At 47.1% G+C, this 15,295-nt stretch carries 21 protein-coding genes and 1 tRNA gene; all 22 read left to right on the top strand.

All coding sequences use genetic code 11. The annotated features are described in order from the left end of the window. The 22 genes from GF409_01960 to GF409_01855 all read left to right on the top strand — a co-directional run bounded on the left by GF409_01960 (position 1) and on the right by GF409_01855 (position 15,294). Positions 1-900 (top strand): sugar kinase, encoded by a 900-nt coding sequence (locus tag GF409_01960; GenBank protein ID MBD3425979.1) that lies wholly within the window; start codon positions 1-3, stop codon positions 898-900. Next, a tRNA-Gly gene (locus tag GF409_01955) sits at positions 900-973 on the top strand. Before GF409_01960 ends, GF409_01955 begins: the two co-directional genes overlap by 1 nt. Before the next feature lie 164 nt (positions 974-1,137). Further along, complete coding sequence (locus tag GF409_01950) at positions 1,138-1,443, top strand: hypothetical protein (GenBank protein ID MBD3425978.1); 306 nt, start codon at positions 1,138-1,140, stop codon at positions 1,441-1,443. Between the two features lie 30 nt (positions 1,444-1,473). Then, positions 1,474-1,788, top strand: coding sequence for a hypothetical protein (locus GF409_01945; GenBank protein ID MBD3425977.1), 315 nt, complete (start codon positions 1,474-1,476; stop codon positions 1,786-1,788). 98 nt (positions 1,789-1,886) lie between these two features. Then, positions 1,887-2,531: a thioredoxin fold domain-containing protein gene (locus GF409_01940; protein MBD3425976.1), complete on the top strand. Its 645-nt coding sequence runs from the start codon at positions 1,887-1,889 to the stop codon at positions 2,529-2,531. Between the two features lie 62 nt (positions 2,532-2,593). Continuing rightward, complete coding sequence (locus GF409_01935; protein ID MBD3425975.1) at positions 2,594-2,842, top strand: hypothetical protein; 249 nt, start codon at positions 2,594-2,596, stop codon at positions 2,840-2,842. A gap of 290 nt (positions 2,843-3,132) precedes the next feature. Continuing rightward, entirely contained in the window at positions 3,133-3,813 is a 681-nt protein-coding gene (locus tag GF409_01930) for a hypothetical protein (protein ID MBD3425974.1), read from the top strand. A 17-nt stretch (positions 3,814-3,830) separates the two neighbouring features. Beyond that, entirely contained in the window at positions 3,831-4,079 is a 249-nt protein-coding gene (locus GF409_01925) for a hypothetical protein (protein MBD3425973.1), read from the top strand. Positions 4,080-4,091: 12 nt separating this feature from the next. Then, positions 4,092-4,649, top strand: a complete 558-nt coding sequence (locus GF409_01920) for an RNA 2'-phosphotransferase (GenBank protein MBD3425972.1) — start codon at positions 4,092-4,094, stop codon at positions 4,647-4,649. A gap of 307 nt (positions 4,650-4,956) precedes the next feature. Continuing rightward, positions 4,957-6,597 (top strand): hypothetical protein, encoded by a 1,641-nt coding sequence (locus GF409_01915; protein MBD3425971.1) that lies wholly within the window; start codon positions 4,957-4,959, stop codon positions 6,595-6,597. Next, the gene (locus GF409_01910; GenBank protein MBD3425970.1) at positions 6,594-7,085 is read left to right on the top strand and encodes a YfcE family phosphodiesterase; all 492 of its coding nucleotides are present in this window, start codon (positions 6,594-6,596) and stop codon (positions 7,083-7,085) included. The genes GF409_01915 and GF409_01910 overlap by 4 nt, the downstream gene beginning before the upstream one ends. A 13-nt stretch (positions 7,086-7,098) precedes the next feature. After that, positions 7,099-8,076 carry a hypothetical protein gene (locus GF409_01905; protein MBD3425969.1) on the top strand — a complete coding sequence of 326 codons (978 nt, stop codon included), beginning with the start codon at positions 7,099-7,101 and terminating at the stop codon, positions 8,074-8,076. A gap of 32 nt (positions 8,077-8,108) precedes the next feature. After that, entirely contained in the window at positions 8,109-9,272 is a 1,164-nt protein-coding gene (locus GF409_01900; protein ID MBD3425968.1) for a deoxyguanosinetriphosphate triphosphohydrolase, read from the top strand. A gap of 7 nt (positions 9,273-9,279) precedes the next feature. Then, complete coding sequence (locus GF409_01895; protein ID MBD3425967.1) at positions 9,280-10,767, top strand: HD domain-containing protein; 1,488 nt, start codon at positions 9,280-9,282, stop codon at positions 10,765-10,767. Continuing rightward, positions 10,767-11,042, top strand: coding sequence for a hypothetical protein (locus GF409_01890; GenBank protein MBD3425966.1), 276 nt, complete (start codon positions 10,767-10,769; stop codon positions 11,040-11,042). The genes GF409_01895 and GF409_01890 overlap by 1 nt, the downstream gene beginning before the upstream one ends. Further along, positions 11,026-11,586 (top strand): hypothetical protein, encoded by a 561-nt coding sequence (locus GF409_01885; GenBank protein MBD3425965.1) that lies wholly within the window; start codon positions 11,026-11,028, stop codon positions 11,584-11,586. Before GF409_01890 ends, GF409_01885 begins: the two co-directional genes overlap by 17 nt. Before the next feature lie 97 nt (positions 11,587-11,683). Further along, the gene (locus tag GF409_01880; protein ID MBD3425964.1) at positions 11,684-12,319 is read left to right on the top strand and encodes a hypothetical protein; all 636 of its coding nucleotides are present in this window, start codon (positions 11,684-11,686) and stop codon (positions 12,317-12,319) included. A 43-nt stretch (positions 12,320-12,362) separates the two neighbouring features. Next, on the top strand, positions 12,363-12,674 hold the full coding sequence (locus GF409_01875; protein ID MBD3425963.1) for a small basic protein: 312 nt from the start codon (positions 12,363-12,365) through the stop codon (positions 12,672-12,674). An 11-nt stretch (positions 12,675-12,685) separates the two neighbouring features. Next, a complete protein-coding gene (locus GF409_01870; GenBank protein MBD3425962.1) occupies positions 12,686-13,006 on the top strand; it encodes a methionine--tRNA ligase subunit beta in 321 nt (106 codons plus the stop codon). Further along, positions 12,942-13,760, top strand: a complete 819-nt coding sequence (locus GF409_01865) for an NAD(P)H-hydrate epimerase (protein ID MBD3425961.1) — start codon at positions 12,942-12,944, stop codon at positions 13,758-13,760. Before GF409_01870 ends, GF409_01865 begins: the two co-directional genes overlap by 65 nt. A gap of 42 nt (positions 13,761-13,802) precedes the next feature. Beyond that, complete coding sequence (aroB, locus tag GF409_01860; protein MBD3425960.1) at positions 13,803-14,897, top strand: 3-dehydroquinate synthase; 1,095 nt, start codon at positions 13,803-13,805, stop codon at positions 14,895-14,897. A gap of 1 nt (position 14,898) precedes the next feature. Beyond that, positions 14,899-15,294, top strand: a complete 396-nt coding sequence (locus tag GF409_01855; protein MBD3425959.1) for a YjbQ family protein — start codon at positions 14,899-14,901, stop codon at positions 15,292-15,294. The last annotated feature ends 1 nt before the right edge of the window (position 15,295 follow it).

Raw genomic sequence — 15,295 nt, 5'->3', positions numbered from 1 at the left:
ATGAAACTTACAGTTATCGGATCGACCGCATTGGACAGCATTGAAACCCCTTTCGGTAAAAAGGAAGAGATACTGGGAGGGTCTGCCACATACGCTTCCATAAGTGCTTCTTTTTACACCCCTGTCAACCTTATAAGCGTTGTGGGCTCGGATTTTCCGCAGAAATATATCAGGCTTTTCAAGAAGAGGAATATCGACATAACCGGATTGGAGAAAAAAAGGGGGAAGACCTTCAGGTGGAAGGCGAAATACCGTTATGACATGAACTATGCCGAGACGCTCGATACGCGGCTTGGCGTTTTTGATGATTTCAGGCCGGTGATACCCAAGAATGTCAGCTCAAAGTGCAATCTTTTACTTGCGAATATCGATCCTGAATTGCAGAGCTACATCTTTCACCAGATAAATCCCACGGGTTTGGTGGCGTGTGATACTATGAATCTCTGGATCGAGAACAGCAGAAAGTCTTTGCTGAAACTGCTCGGAAAAGTGGACCTTTTCCTTTTGAACGATGCTGAAGCGCGTCAGATCTCAGGTGAGACCAATCTGATTGAAGCTGCCAGGTTCATAGCCTCCAAAGGCACGAAGATGATCGTTATCAAAAAAGGTGAACACGGGGCGCTTTTCTTTTCAGAGGGGCTTCGCTTTATGGTCCCCGCATATCTTCTGGAGACGATCAAGGACCCGACAGGCGCAGGCGATACCTTTGCAGGTGGGATGCTGGGTTATATATCCAAGCATTCCAGAATCACCGATAAGGTCTTGAGAAGGGCACTTGTATATGGTAGTATAATGGCATCTTTCGCGGTTGAAAGATTTTCCGCTGACGGTCTTTTGAAGACCAAGCCCGCTGACGTGCAGCGCAGGATAAGACACTTTGAAAAATTGACCAGGTTTTAGCGAGTGTAGTACAATGGCAGTACACCAGCTTCCCAAGCTGGCTACGGGGGTTCGATTCCCCTCACTCGCTCCAGATATAAGCCCCTTGGAGACACTTCAAGGGGCTTTTTTTCTATGACTATTGTGATTTCTCCGGCAAGTAAATATTGCAAAAAGTAGGAAACTTGAGCGGATTTTGCGGGTATACTTGATATTGTAAGGGGATTTTTGGGAATATTTAACAATAGGAGGGGAAAAATGAAGACTATTATAGTTATCTCCATCATTATCAGCTTCAGTTGTGTATTGAATTTTGCGGTGATAGCCGAAGAAGCGGATAACCCGGTTACAAATGTAATCTCAGGTTCTGTGAAAACCGTAGGCAAAGCTGCCGAAGGGACCGCTAAAACAGTTGCTTCTCCTGTGGAAGCGATGGGTAAAAGCATGCAGGGAAAGGAGACCCCGGATAAAATAATAACTTCTCCTGTTGAAAAAGGCGGTGAAACAGTGTATGATGCTACTCGAGATACGGGAAAGACCGTAACCGGTCAGAAAGTCGAATGAACCTGACCGGAAAACAGGAAGGAGAGTACCATGAAAAGAGGTTTGATCTTTTGTTTAGTAGTGGCTGTTCTGTGCGCATATTCATTGCCGGTGATGGCTCAGGATAAGGCGGATGATCCGGTAGAGTATACTGGCAACGTAGTAACAGGCAGCGTAAACACAGTGGGTAAAGCCACTCAAGGCACTGCTGAAACGGCCGTAAGCCCGATCGTTGCGTTTTGGAACGCTATTACCGGTAAGGACAAACCGGAAAAAATAGTTACTGATCCGGTAAATAAAGGCGGAAAGACGATACACGACGCTACTGTAAATACAGGCAAGACCGTAACAGGTCGAAAACAGTAAATCACTCTCAAGACTGATTGTCCGAAAACCGGGGATCAAATTATCAAGATCCCCGGTTTTTTATTTATCCAGCACTTTTGCTTTGGGATTTGTCACACATGCCCACATCAGGTATATTCATTTATATGAATAAGAACTTATTTAGGACCTTTTTGTTATCTATTCTAGTGATTATGATTCTCGCCTCGACCGCAGAGGCTCTGCAGTGGCACAGAGATCTGGATAGAGCGATCAAAAAAGCGAGCGCGAGCGGTAAGCCCGTTCTTGTTGATTTTTATACCGATTGGTGCGGGTGGTGTAAGAAGATGGACAGGGATACTTATTCCAATGGAGCTGTTCAAAAGGAGGCAGATAATTTTATTTGCGTCAAGGTGGACGGCAGCAGGCATAGGGGCCTTGTAAGGAAATACAATATTAAAGCCTATCCGACCACGCTTTTTCTTAACGGCAGAGGTATTCCCATCGAAAGAATACGCGGATACCTTCCGCCGGATTCTATGCTTACGAAGATGAGAGCGATCAGGTCACGTTATAAATCATCTACAAAAGACAAGGCCCCCAGCTCTAACGGTGGATACAGGCTCTCCGGTATAATATTTTCACAGGATAATGCTAAAGCTATCATTAACAATGAGATAGCCGGTGTGGGCGATACGGTCGGGGGAGCGAAGATCACCGAGATAACCCAATATAGTGTGACTTTATCGAGTGATAAAGGCAAAGTCGTGCTCGAGCTTGAGTAGCTTGCAACGGGGTTGAATAACATTATAATTAATTTTATGGGATGTGAAAGCGGGGCTGTTGCATGAAAGATTTCAGGGAGATAATCCCAATAGTTATCAAGGAGCTTGCCTTTTTGACCATGTTCGTGGTTTTTCTGTACGTTACCATCCTGTTCGGGGTCGTTCTTTTCAAGATTACCGGAATAGAACTTACCAGGGAACATGCCAGAACACTTCAGCTTTATGTATCTATTGGGTTCCTGGTCCTTTATCTGCTCTGCCAGGGGAATAAGCTCTTTCAGTGGATCAGAAAGAATGTGTATCCATGGTAGAAGGTTCCGAGAAAGCTGATCGATGTTAAGGGATGTTATCAGATTTATTTTCAGGGAGATCATTGTACTGGTTTGTTTTGTTGCCGTGCTTTATGCGTTTCTTTTTTTGAGAAGTGCGGTATTCAAGTTTTCGGGAATAGAATTGACGCCGACGGAAGACGTTTCCGGTGAAATAGCCATTTCTTTTATATTCGTGTTCTTGTACGTTCTGTATCTGATCGGAAGGTTCATTCACTGGCATATCAAGGGTTAGTGATCGAGTCGTTCATTAGCGGCGGGGAGGAGAATATATGGGCAGAAAAGGCGCTTTTTTCTATCTTCTCGTTAGCCTTCTTTTCATCCTTTTTGCATATCCTCTTTTCGAAATAGGGGTATGGTCAGGCAAGCTACTTGCTTTATTTTTCACCATAGTCCTTGTCGCCGGTGTTTACGTGGCCAGCGGAGGCGACAGAAGGCGATTGACAATATCCATTTTCCTGGCGGTACCTTCTGTATTAGTTCTCTGGGTGGATCAGATGATCCCCGAAGGCACGGTTCTCAGGGGCTGGTTCGATATTGCTACTTATTCGCTCATAATATTGTTCGTTTTCTATACGATCTTCTGCGTGCTTCTCCATCTGATGAAAGCCAGGAAAGTAACGGCAGATATCCTTGCGGGAGCAGCATGCGTTTACCTCATGTTGGGTTTCGGATGGAGCCTTCTGTACACTATAGTGGAAAGAACTAAGCCGGGTTCATTCAAGATAAGCGATCAATTGCTGCACACTTACCAGAGGAGCTGGTCCATGTTCAATTATTACAGTTTCGGCACTCTCACCACTCTTGGGTACGGGGACATAACACCTGTTAACATACGCGCCCAGTCCCTGGCGATACTGGAAGCGGTAACAGGTGTTTTATTCACGGCACTGCTTATTTCAAGGCTTGTCGGGATGTATCTTCATCAATTGAACGAGAATAACGGGGTTTGAACCCTCGGGGGGCGTACGTGGCCGGGAAAAAAGTATATAAAGCTATCGTCGAAGCGGTAGAACAGGGAAGACTGAAGGAACCCTTCACGGAGGATGATTTCAGGAAAGCCTGTCCCGGTTTCGGTGACGGCACATATTATGCGTATCTATACAAGCACAGGAAGGGTAACCCCGGCGGGCATGACGAATTTTTCAGGCGTGTTTCTGCGCGCACCTTCAAACTGATCAGACCTGTTAAAAAGGCGCAGTTCCCCGCTCGGCCATGATAAATCCGGTGAATGATGAGGAATTTCCAGGATAAAAAGATAAGGATCAGTAAATTCCTCTCGTATGTTCTCAGGCATGATCCCGGTAAGTATCATCTCCAGCCGGGCAAAAACGGTTTCGTGAGCCTTACGGAAATCCTGAACTTGTTGAAAAAAAGGCATAAGGGTTTTACCGGCGAGGAGCTCCTCGAACTTGTTGAAAGCGATCCCAAAGGCCGTTTCGAGATCAAAGAAAGAAGGATCCGTGCCAGATACGGCCACTCATATGATGTTCTGCCGACTGGTGAACAGACAGACCCCCCCGAAGCTCTTTTTCATGGAACTTCCAGGCAGAACGCGAACAAGATACTAGCCTCTGGCCTTCATCCGATGGGACGCAAATACGTGCATCTCAGCCTTTCATCCAGTGACGCCTATGCGGTCGGGAACAGGCATGATCCTGAACCGGTGGTTCTCCGGATATTGTCGGCCAGGGCCGCAGAAGAGGGCATAAAGTTCTACAAAGCCGGGAGCGTGTTTCTTGTTGATCATGTGCCGGCGGAGTTTATCGAAGAAAGCGGAGAGGGTTAAGAACTTACTTTTCCATTCGTTCCGCAAAAATATTCTCCACGGCCCTTGTTTCATGGGGGTTACAGGCTCAACTGTAACGTGCGATAATTTAAGGGGCTTAGTCAAGGACTTTTTTCATTTTTTGATCACGTCACGAAATTAAAAATATTTTTCAACGGTTGACAACCATCGCTAAAGATTTATAATAATTGTCGCGCCTTGATTGGCGGGACAATATTTTTTTTATTATATTTTATAAGCGGGACGGGTAGACATTCGAATTCAATGCCTGCTCTTGGCCTGTTCAATTCATCCTCATTTTTTAGTTATGTTTATTGAGCCTGTCTTCGGCAAGAAATTTTTTGGAAGAGAAGAAGTTCTGGCAACGCTTCACAAGCGAGTCACGGCTCTTAAAGGCGGTTACCGCCAGAACTTGGCTCTTACCGGCCCCATGCTCGCGGGAAAATCCTCAGTACTCCGGCATTTTCTCATGAACGTCGAGGATTCAGAGATAATCCCTCTTTACATCGAGATGGGGGAGGAGGATTTCAATAATTTCTGCATGCGTTTCATGGGATCTTTGTTTTACCAATACCTTAAATCGATCGGTGAAAGGCCCAATGAGGATTTCAAGAAACTCAAGAAGTCATGCCGCCGCCTGATCCCCAGGACCGTCGGGTCTGCCGAGCAGGTTATGAAGGCCCTCAAACAGCGCAAAACGAACATGGCTTATGAAAGGGTGCTTGCCCTGACCTCGGTTTTCAAGGAGGAGACCGGCAAGAGCTGTCTGGTCATTCTGGATGAATTCCATAACCTTTCGAATTTTTCCTTAAGAAGGCCCTTCCAGACTTTCGGGAAATTCATCATGGTCCAGAAAAATACCATGTATATAGTCTCCAGCTCCCAGAAGAGTCTTCTTAAAGAGATACTTTCCGATAAACTATCCCTTCTTTTCGGCAACTTCGAAATACTTGAGGTCAATGGTTTCGATAATCAGACGGCGCGGTCCTTTATCTCCGACAAGATTGAGGATGTTGACAAGGCTTCTTATGAGAATATCCGCAACTATCTTATCCAGATATCACAGGGCAGTCCTTTCTATCTTGAAACACTGGCCAATAAGTTTTCCGAGGTAATGAAGCGGAATAAGGAGAATGCCGACGCCAAGGAGCATCTTTTGGACACTTTTGCGGAACTTCTGTATGAATCCAGCGGAATACTGAACCAGTATTTCTCCAACAGCGTGAATTTCTTCCTTGAGAAAAAATCCCGAAGGAAGTTCATACCGCTTCTTATCGCGCTTGCAAGGGGTAACAGTACCACCAAGGCTATCCAGGATGACCTGGGCAGGACGGACAAGGATCTGGGCAGGAAACTCCAGAAACTGCAGGACATGGACCTGGTATACAATAGCGGTATCTTCTATAAGATCGATGACAAGCTCTTCGAGTACTGGTTAAGATGCGTTTACAGCATGAAAACCCGCACGGTAGTTGATGATTTGGATATAAAATACCTGGAATTCAAGCGTATGTTCGAGGAGGACTACAGCCGTTATTGCAGGTTCAGCTCCAAGAGCATAGTTGATGTTATATCCGAACTGTTCTCGAGTTTCTCCGGTGAAAAGGCGAAAGTCAGCATAAAAGACAGGGTCCTTCCGAAATTCGAAAAAGTGGAGGTTCAGTCTTTCGGAGAAAATGTTTTTCAGATAAGCGGTACCGTCAAAACAAAAAAATGGGTATGCCATGTCAAAACGGGCGACATCACCGAAGAGTACGATATTTATAACTTGAACGACGTCCGTTTCAAGGGTGAAAGATCCAAGGTAATACGGAAGATATTCATATCCCTGAAGGGTATTGAACAGAACGCGTTCCTGCTGGCGAAAGAACAGAATATCTGGGTATGGGATATTCAGCAGCTTAATAAGATACTGCGTTTGTACGGCAAATTTGAGCTGGTATTATGAAAATTGGCGTTATAGCCGACACACATATTCCCGTTTCCGCCAAAAAACTTCCCCCACAGGTTTATGAGAATTTCAAGGGATGCGACCTGATAATCCATGCGGGTGACCTTGTCAGCCTGTCAGTATTGACCGAACTTGAGAAAATTGCCGAGACAAAGGCCGTCAGAGGCAACATGGACGGGCATGAGGTGCGGGAGAAACTTCCCGAAAAATTATTTTTCGAGTTTGCCGGAAAGAAGATCGGTGTCATGCACGGCCGCGGTCCGGCTATGAAGGTGTGGCAGATAGTCAGGGAGGCTTTCGGCAAGAAGGCCGATATAATCATATTCGGACATTCCCATAATCCGCGCAACGAGAGAAAGGGCGGAGTTCTTCTGTTTAATCCCGGAAGCCCTACAGATACGGTCTTTTCCCCTTATCGTTCGATAGGCATAATAGAAATAGAAGGGGATGATATCCGTTCTGAGATAATCAAGATAGACGGTTGAATTACTTGTTCCCATGGTTTGGCTTGAATTTATATTCTGCGGCTCGATCCTGACCTTCTTTGCCTATAACCTCTGTAAAGAAGGCGTTGTCCTTTCGGAAAAGACCAATATCGAAAAAGGACTTATCGGCATGCTCTTTCTTGCCATCGCGACATCCTTTCCCGAGATAGTCACTTCCGCCGCCGCGATATTCACCCTGGGGCGGATAGGACTAGGATACGGTGACATTATCGGTTCGGTAATGGTTAACCTGATGATACTCCTGGCGCTTGATTTCGCCATCGGAAAAGGCAGGATACTTCTTTGCGTCTCCCGAGTGAATAAGATGACCGGGGTCTTTGTATTCGTGGCGGGACTTATTATCATGCTGGTCGCGCTGATCCGGTTTGCGGGTGTAGATTTTCCCTCGATCGGCAGGTTCGGCCTGGAGAACCTATTTGTTGTGGCGATATATCTTATCGCGCTCGGGGTGATAAGGCGAAGCGGCAGGCCCCCGGAACATCATATCTTTCCGGAGGTCAGGGAATCCTTCTGGCAGATATGGGGCAAATTCATATTTTTCCTTCTTACGGTAATGGTGCTGGGTGTCTGGATGGCAAAGTCGGGGGAGAAGATAGTGGTGGAAACGGGGCTGTCCCAGACCTTTACCGGCACGCTGCTGCTCGGGCTGGCTACTTCGCTGCCTGAAATAATCGTATCTTTTACCGCATTAAGGGCTTCATCCATAGACATGGCCGTGGGCAATATACTCGGCAGCAACCTTTTCGATCTTTGCATTATACCGCTCCTTGACCTTTTGACCGAAAGGCCTATACTTGGTATGCTCACAGGGGGACAGGTCCTTGCCACCATTTTCGCGGTCTTACTCTGCGGTATTACCGCAGCCGGCCTGTATATCCGCAAAGAGACCACAAGCAGGGTGAACCCGGACACCGGACTTATTTTTATTGTAGGTTTACTCGGCTTTGTGATATTATACTTTGTAAAATAAATAACAGTTACTGTCTCAAAAAAACTGGCTGTATGACTGATACTATTCTGACCCGAGAAAAAATAGAAGAAAAAGAGCACGATTGGCTCGCTTCCTACGCGATGAAAAGTTCCGCATCCGGGGGCCGCCAATATAAAGAGAAAGAACACCCCTACCGCACGGTCTACCAGAGGGACAAGGACAGGATCATTTACTCGACCGCGTTCCGCAGGCTCGAATACAAGACACAGGTTTTCGTTAACCACGAGGGAGATTATTACAGGACACGTCTTACGCATACTCTGGAAGTAGCTCAGATCGCAAGGACGTTCGCGCGAAGCTTGCGCCTGAACGAAGATCTTGTTGAGGCCATTGCCCTGGCGCATGATCTGGGGCACACACCTTTCGGACATGCGGGTGAAGATACCCTTAACGAGATTCTCAAGGAACACGGGGGTTTCGATCACAATACGCACGGTTTGCGCGTGGTGGATGAGCTGGAGAAGAGATATCCGGAATTTCCGGGATTGAATCTGACCCAGGAAGTCCGCAGGGGCATTATGCGACATTCCACTCCTTATGACACTTATAGATCCGGCCAGGTCAACATCGAAGGTCCATGGCTCCTTGAGATACAGGTGGTCGACATAGCTGATGAAATAGCGTACGACAACCACGATCTTGATGACGGCCTCAAGAGCGGTCTTCTGAGCGAAGAGGATATGGCTGGATTGGCTCTTTGGGAAGAGGCTGTTTCCTCGGTCAGAAAATACGGAAAAGGCCTTGATGAACAGACTGAAAGATCGCAGATAGTAAGACACCTGATAAACCTGCAGGTTTCCGATGCGGTCAAAAGTACAATGGAGAGGATTCGATCTCTCGGGATAAAAAGCGTGGAAGACATCGACGGTCAGAAAAAGAAAATTGTTGATTTTTCTCCTGAGGTGTCGGTTAACAGGGCCCCTTTCCGCGAGGTCCTACTCAACAAGCTCTACAGGAATTACAGGGTGGTACGGATGTCCAACAAAGCCTCCCGTTTCCTTAAGGCCCTGTTCCATGCATACAATGACAATCCGCAGCAGCTCCCGCCGCAAGCGCAGGAGAAGATCGAAAAGATAGGCAAATATCAGGTTATCCGCGATTATATGGCCGGTATGACAGACAGGTACGCGCTGGATCAATACAAGAAATTTTTCGAGCCTTACGAAAGAGTGTGATTAGATAATGGAAAAATTGTTCGATAAGTTGAAAGAGAACTGGGATCTTAGGCGGGAGATCGACGCATTCACCAAGTACCTAAAGAATCCCGTATGGACGATCCTGCCACTTTTTTCCGGTGGCGTCAACGAGCTTAAGAACACCGAACTGGGCAAAAGCGTGAAAAGCTGCGTGAAAAACACTAGGACGCTTCAAAAAGAACTTAATAACATACTCAAGGTCATAAAAAAGTCAAAAAAAGACATGTCCCTTGAGAAGTTCAGATACGGAAAGATGCACGGGGTCTGTTATCCTCTTATGGCAGAAGAGGAGGTGATAGGCTTTATAATCCTTGCGGGTCTCAAAAAGCCGATGCCAAAGGACCTTCAGGTCATATTCACGTCCTTCACCGACGCGGTTATAAGAGAGAGTCAGAAGGAGATAGAGCTGGAAGAGATCAACAAGACCATAAGGCCAAGAGCCGTGGCTTTGTCAACGGTGCACACGGTACACAGGTTAATGTCCTCGACGCTTGATATCAACGAGCTGTTGCCGAGGATAGCCAGGCTTTCCCTGCAGGTGATCAGGTCTAACCGTTGTTCGATAAAACTGGTGGACAGGAAGAGGAAGGTGCTTTTGCCGGTGGCCACGGTGGACCTGCGCAAGGAAAAGACAAAGCTGAAGAAGGTGGTGATAGGCAAATACGCCCCCGGTAAAGCTGTCAAGCAGTGTATGTCCGTCCGGTCTGCGCGCTATCTGGCCACGCCCATGATAGACGAGGATGTTGTCGGTGTCATAACTCTTTATGACAAGCTCGATGGCAAGGAGTTCAGTGCTTTTGACGAAGAGATAATGAAGACCCTGGCCGAACAGGCGGCGATAGCCATTAAGAACGCTCAGCTTTTTCGTGAACAGGAAGACCTTACCATGAGCAGCATAAGGTGTATCGCTCATCTTATGGAATCCCGTCCGCATGGGACACATCGAGCCGAAGGGTCTTTCCTGAAACTGATCAATATCATCGGGCGCAAATATAACATGAACGAACTGGAAATTAAGCTTTTGCAATACGCGGCTATGCTGCATGACGCCGGCCAGATAAGTATTCCTGAAAAGGTGCTCATGAAAAGGGGAGAGTTGACGGGCAAGGAACTTGATATTATCAAGAAACATCCTTCTAGAGGTGCGAACATCCTCTCAAAGTTCAAGCCCTTGAAGCCGATCGTTCCGATCATTCTTTACCACCATGAGAATTATGACGGAAGCGGTTATCCTAAAGGCTTAAAGGGTGAGGAAATACCCCTGGCGGCACGTATACTTGCCGTTGTCAGCGCTTTTGAAGCGATGATAACGAAAAAGCCCTATCGAAGGGCCCTTTCGATAAGCGCTGCAGTCAAGGAAGTAAAACGCAACGCCGGCACGCAGTTCGATCCCGGGATAGTCGAGGTCTTTTGCGATGCTGTAAAACGCAAAGACGTCAAGAAGTTGCTGAAGAAAGAACTGGGAAAATCATAATGGAAAATACGCTCAAGGAACTTTTAGAAAAAAAGATCTACAGGGATATCCTCCGTTTCTTTTACAAGAACCAGAGGAGCGTCGATAGCGCTGAGGGGATAGCTGCCTGGGTTGGTAAAGACACCGATCAGGTGCAGGAGGCACTGGACCAATTGGTTGAAATTGGAGTGCTTAACCGGGATGCTGAGGGCTCGACACGGGGTTATTGCTATACCCGTGACGAAGATATAATGAACATTATCCAGGAATTGATGCCAGATGAAGATATTAAGTAGTCAAAAAGCTTCTGCCCGACTGGGATATCTGATCGTCCTGGCTTTTTTTGTTTTGCTCGCCGGAATCCTATACATCAACATTAACAGGGTCGCGACTCTTTGCATCAACGGCCTGACCGATTATGATCTGAATTACGGAAAATGGTCGGGGAATCTTCTGGGGCAGAGCCGGATAGAGGATATTGCGCTGGTTTCGCAAGAGGACGAACTTCTGGTAAAGGCACAGACGGTCCTAATGGATTTCAAAATGAAGGAATCCCTCAAGAGCATGCAACTGCGAATGGGTTGCGTGCTCCAGGATGTATCGTTTTCGTCAACTGAAGAGGCGGATAAATTAAAACCAGCCAGCGCCGATGATCCCCCGAAAGACCTCACCGAGTCCGTTTCAGATTCTCTGGCCGATCCTTTCGGTCCCGGCCAGAGGTACGACAATATATCCTTTCTGCTTGTTCTCGAATGCCAGAGGGTGACCCTGTATGATTTTCGGGCATACTCCGACCAGATCGAGATCCGGGCCAAGGAATTCACATCTACCATTAGATAAATAATTTACATGTCAATTAAACTCTTGCCTGTTAAATAAAAATCAGTATAATACTATCCTTGCTATTTAACGGCAATATGCTAAAATATAAGCCCAAATGACCGAAAAAGACTTCCAGAAGGATTTTTTTGAAGGGCAGGTATACGAAGAAAAAGGAAGAAAACCTCTTTTCCCGAGGCGGCACCCCGATCGTATATTCTTGCCCCATTTAAAGATACCGGTTGAATACGCTGTTATTATTTCTATCAGCGTGCTGGTTCTTATAATAATCGCATATGCTGCCGGGGTCGAAAGGGGCAAGAGGCTCATTGGTATAGCAGGTGATGTTCCGGAAAGCAAGGACTACGCGATGTCTTCTGTCGCGGCGCAGGAAGCTGGAGATAAACCGATCGCTGAGGAACAGACGGTTACGGTAGTTGAAACTCAGACGGAAGAAGAGGTGGAGGAGCTGAAGGAGAAGGAGCTCCCGGAAGAAGAGCCAGTACCGACCGAGCAGGATGAAAAGTATGACACAAAAAAATACGTTATCCAGCTTGCTTCTTTCAAGAACAGGGAGAATGCCGAAACAGAAGCTGAAAGGCTCCGCAGGAACGACATACAGGCGGGAATAAACAAAAAAGGCTCCTGGTACCAGGTTTACGCATCTGGGTACGCTACTATCGAGGACGCAAGGGAAGCCAAAAGGCTCTTGAGCGCAGACTATAAGGACTGTTACATAAGACGTTTAAAATAAGATCCCGATCATCGGGAAGAATAAATCCAAGGAGGAGAAACAGATGTCACAACATCCAAGTTTAAAAGGAGGCAAGGGCGAAGGTGCTTTTCGTTCCGTTCTGAAAAGATACGAAAAGATCAAAGAACTTTCCGATAAGGATAAGTGGGACGAGGAAAAGGACTCGATCTACGGCCTGCCAAAGGTAAAACGCATAAAGTTCAAGGTTAAAAAGGCCAAGGGGCCTGCCGAAGAAAAACCTGAAGAAGCCGAGGCCGCAGCAGCAGAAGGGGTGCCTGCTCCAGGTGCAGCTGCCGAAAAGGGTGCTGGCGAGAAGAAGCCCCAAGCCGAAGCAAAAAAAGAAGAGAAAAAATAACGGGGGCCCATATGGTGCTTTACGAAGATTTCAAAAAACTTGATATTCGTGTTGCCAGGGTGATAGAGGTCAAGGAGCATCCCGACGCCGATAAGCTTTACGTACTTTCGATCGATACGGGATGTGCAACAAAGCAGATCGTAGCGGGCTTGCGTTCAGAGTATTCGGCGGAGGATCTGGTGGGCAAAAAGGTTATCGTCATTGATAACCTTGAGAGTGCGACCATAAGGGGCGAGGAGTCCAACGGAATGCTGCTTGCCGCCAGCGATGACGGCAAGCCAGTGCTGCTTGTGCCTGAACGTGATGTCCCTGAAGGCTCGCCGATATCATAGGATTCGGAGGTATGGGTTGCAGATTAAAAAGAGGCAGAGAATTTTCATCTCTGCCTCTTTGATTTATCCTGGAGGAGACATATATTTCATGAAAAAAAGCGTTACATCCCGCGAGATGTCCGAAATAGACAGAAAAGCCCGGGAGGAATACGGCATCACGCAGTCTTTTCTCATGGAGAACGCCGGGCGTTCTGTCGCCGAGGAGGTTCTGGCCGATAATTATCCAACAGGCTCCCGGAAAATAGCGCTGCTTTGTGGTAAGGGTAACAATGGAGGGGACGGTTTTGTCGCTGCCAGGTATCTGACCGAAAAAATCCCAGGCGAACTTACCGTTTACATTACAGATAGATCATCCGTCAAAGAGGGGGCGGCACTTGATAATCTGAAGAAGATCCTTGACATGGGGATTAGCGTAAAACCATTTGATAAGTTCATTGTTGCGGACAACAGTCCTACTATTGTGGTCGATTCGATATTCGGTACGGGATTCAAAGGGGACCTGCGTCCGGAAATAAGGAAAGTCTCTGAAATGGTGAATAATGGTCCGGTTAAAGTATATGCTGTAGATGTTCCTTCCGGACTGGATGCCACTACAGGTAAGGCCGCTTCGGGTTGTTTCCGGGCGGATAAGACCGTCACCTTCGGTCTCGCCAAGAAGGGGTTCTTTCTCCAGGATGGTCCTGAAGTTTGCGGGCAGGTGGTCGTCAAGGATATAGGTTTTCCCCAGAGTCTTCTCCGGGAGTACATATCCTGATTTTTGCCTTTTGATGTTTTATGTGTTATATTTGACGGGACCATGAAGAAAATCAGACTTGACCTTGCGGAAAAAAGCTACGATATACTTATAGGTTCCGGTGCCGCCGGAAAGCTGCCGGAACTATTACGTTCCTATAACCACACCGGCCCGGTAGTGGTCGTGACTGATAATAAGGTCAAGTCCAAAACCTCCGCGTTAATAAACCCGGTACTGAAGAGAGTCAAGAACCAGCTTGTCACCATATCCGTTCCGGCTACCGAAAGATCAAAATCGATCTCCATTTTTCGGGATTCTGTCCAGAAAATAAGCAAAAAGACCAGAACTCACCGTCCATTGATAGTAGCCCTCGGAGGCGGGGTGGTAGGTGACCTGGCCGGCTTCATCGCAGCAACCTATAGAAGGGGGGTCCCACTCATTCAGGTGCCGACAACTCTCCTGGCGCAGGTGGATTCTTCGGTTGGCGGGAAGGTCGGTATCGATCTTCCGGAAGCGAAAAATCTTATAGGCGCTTTTTACCAGCCCAGAGCGGTCCTTATGGACCCGGAGCTGCTTAATACGCTGCCAAAGAAACAGATACGTAACGGGATGGCGGAGGTTATAAAGTATGGAGTGATCAGCAGTCCTTCCCTTTTTGGATATCTTGAGAAGAACATCGAACGCATTCTGATGCTGGAGAAAAAACCTCTTGAGAAAATTATATCCGACTGCGTGTCGATCAAGGCCCGTGTCGTTGAAAAGGATGAGTACGACCTTAAGGACGTTAGGATAGCCCTCAATTTCGGTCATACTCTGGGGCACGCCATTGAAGCCGCTTCGGAATATTCCAAACGATACAACCATGGCGAGTGTGTGGCTATTGGCATGCTGCTGGCATGCGAGATAGCAGTCAGGCTTGACATGCTGAAATATGAGCAGCTCGGGAGATTGGTAAAACTCTTAAGAAAGACGGGTCTGCCGACCAGGGTCAGGAAGATCCCGCTAAAGGAAATCCTGAAATCCTATAAGTATGATAAAAAATTCACCAAAGGTGGTAATCGCATGGTATTACCCCGAAAAATAGGCAAGGTCGAAGTGGTCGAAGACATACCGGACCTTTTGATCAAGACCGTTGTCAAAGAATATGTCACCCCGTAACATGACCACCATAAACGTCAAGAGCTCACGGAAAGACCAGATCGTTGATATCACTTCACAGGTGGCCGACGCCGTCAGAAAAAGCGGCGCAAAAGAGGGCATATGTATGGTTTACGTGCCCCACACCACCGCTGCTGTGACGGTCAACGAGAACGCCGACCCGGATGTCAAATCCGATTTTCTCATGGGACTTGGCAAGATCGTTCCCGAAGGACTGGATTACAGCCATATGGAAGGAAATTCACCCTCCCACATAAAGGCTTCTCTTACCGGTATCTCGGTTTCGGTCATAGTAGATAACGGTAAACTGGTCCTGGGAACCTGGCAGGGAATATATTTTTGTGAATATGACGGGCCTCGCACCAGGAAGGTCCATATAAAGGTACTGGAAGGATAGA

This window comes from Candidatus Omnitrophota bacterium (genome assembly GCA_014728045.1).
Taxonomy (GTDB): Bacteria; Omnitrophota; Gorgyraeia; order Tantalellales; family Tantalellaceae; genus WJMH01.
The sequence above is the reverse complement of the archived record's forward strand: the minus strand, read 5'-3'. Positions and strand labels throughout refer to the sequence as shown.

Bases quoted from the DNA above. Each gene is read 5' to 3' on its own strand.
- GF409_01900 (MBD3425968.1), top strand. From the start codon at position 8,109: ATGACTGATACTATTCTGACCCGAGAAAAAATAGAAGAAAAAGAGCAC.
- GF409_01935 (MBD3425975.1), top strand. From the start codon at position 2,594: ATGAAAGATTTCAGGGAGATAATCCCAATAGTTATCAAGGAGCTTGCC.
- GF409_01885 (MBD3425965.1), top strand. From the start codon at position 11,026: ATGAAGATATTAAGTAGTCAAAAAGCTTCTGCCCGACTGGGATATCTG.
- GF409_01945 (MBD3425977.1), top strand. From the start codon at position 1,474: ATGAAAAGAGGTTTGATCTTTTGTTTAGTAGTGGCTGTTCTGTGCGCA.
- GF409_01950 (MBD3425978.1), top strand. From the start codon at position 1,138: ATGAAGACTATTATAGTTATCTCCATCATTATCAGCTTCAGTTGTGTA.
- GF409_01855 (MBD3425959.1), top strand. From the start codon at position 14,899: ATGACCACCATAAACGTCAAGAGCTCACGGAAAGACCAGATCGTTGAT.
- GF409_01940 (MBD3425976.1), top strand. From the start codon at position 1,887: ATGCCCACATCAGGTATATTCATTTATATGAATAAGAACTTATTTAGG.
- GF409_01880 (MBD3425964.1), top strand. From the start codon at position 11,684: ATGACCGAAAAAGACTTCCAGAAGGATTTTTTTGAAGGGCAGGTATAC.
- GF409_01865 (MBD3425961.1), top strand. From the start codon at position 12,942: ATGACGGCAAGCCAGTGCTGCTTGTGCCTGAACGTGATGTCCCTGAAG.
- GF409_01910 (MBD3425970.1), top strand. From the start codon at position 6,594: ATGAAAATTGGCGTTATAGCCGACACACATATTCCCGTTTCCGCCAAA.
- GF409_01890 (MBD3425966.1), top strand. From the start codon at position 10,767: ATGGAAAATACGCTCAAGGAACTTTTAGAAAAAAAGATCTACAGGGAT.
- GF409_01905 (MBD3425969.1), top strand. From the start codon at position 7,099: ATGGTTTGGCTTGAATTTATATTCTGCGGCTCGATCCTGACCTTCTTT.
- GF409_01930 (MBD3425974.1), top strand. From the start codon at position 3,133: ATGGGCAGAAAAGGCGCTTTTTTCTATCTTCTCGTTAGCCTTCTTTTC.
- GF409_01960 (MBD3425979.1), top strand. From the start codon at position 1: ATGAAACTTACAGTTATCGGATCGACCGCATTGGACAGCATTGAAACC.
- GF409_01895 (MBD3425967.1), top strand. From the start codon at position 9,280: ATGGAAAAATTGTTCGATAAGTTGAAAGAGAACTGGGATCTTAGGCGG.
- GF409_01870 (MBD3425962.1), top strand. From the start codon at position 12,686: ATGGTGCTTTACGAAGATTTCAAAAAACTTGATATTCGTGTTGCCAGG.
- GF409_01875 (MBD3425963.1), top strand. From the start codon at position 12,363: ATGTCACAACATCCAAGTTTAAAAGGAGGCAAGGGCGAAGGTGCTTTT.
- aroB (MBD3425960.1), top strand. From the start codon at position 13,803: ATGAAGAAAATCAGACTTGACCTTGCGGAAAAAAGCTACGATATACTT.
- GF409_01920 (MBD3425972.1), top strand. From the start codon at position 4,092: ATGATGAGGAATTTCCAGGATAAAAAGATAAGGATCAGTAAATTCCTC.
- GF409_01915 (MBD3425971.1), top strand. From the start codon at position 4,957: ATGTTTATTGAGCCTGTCTTCGGCAAGAAATTTTTTGGAAGAGAAGAA.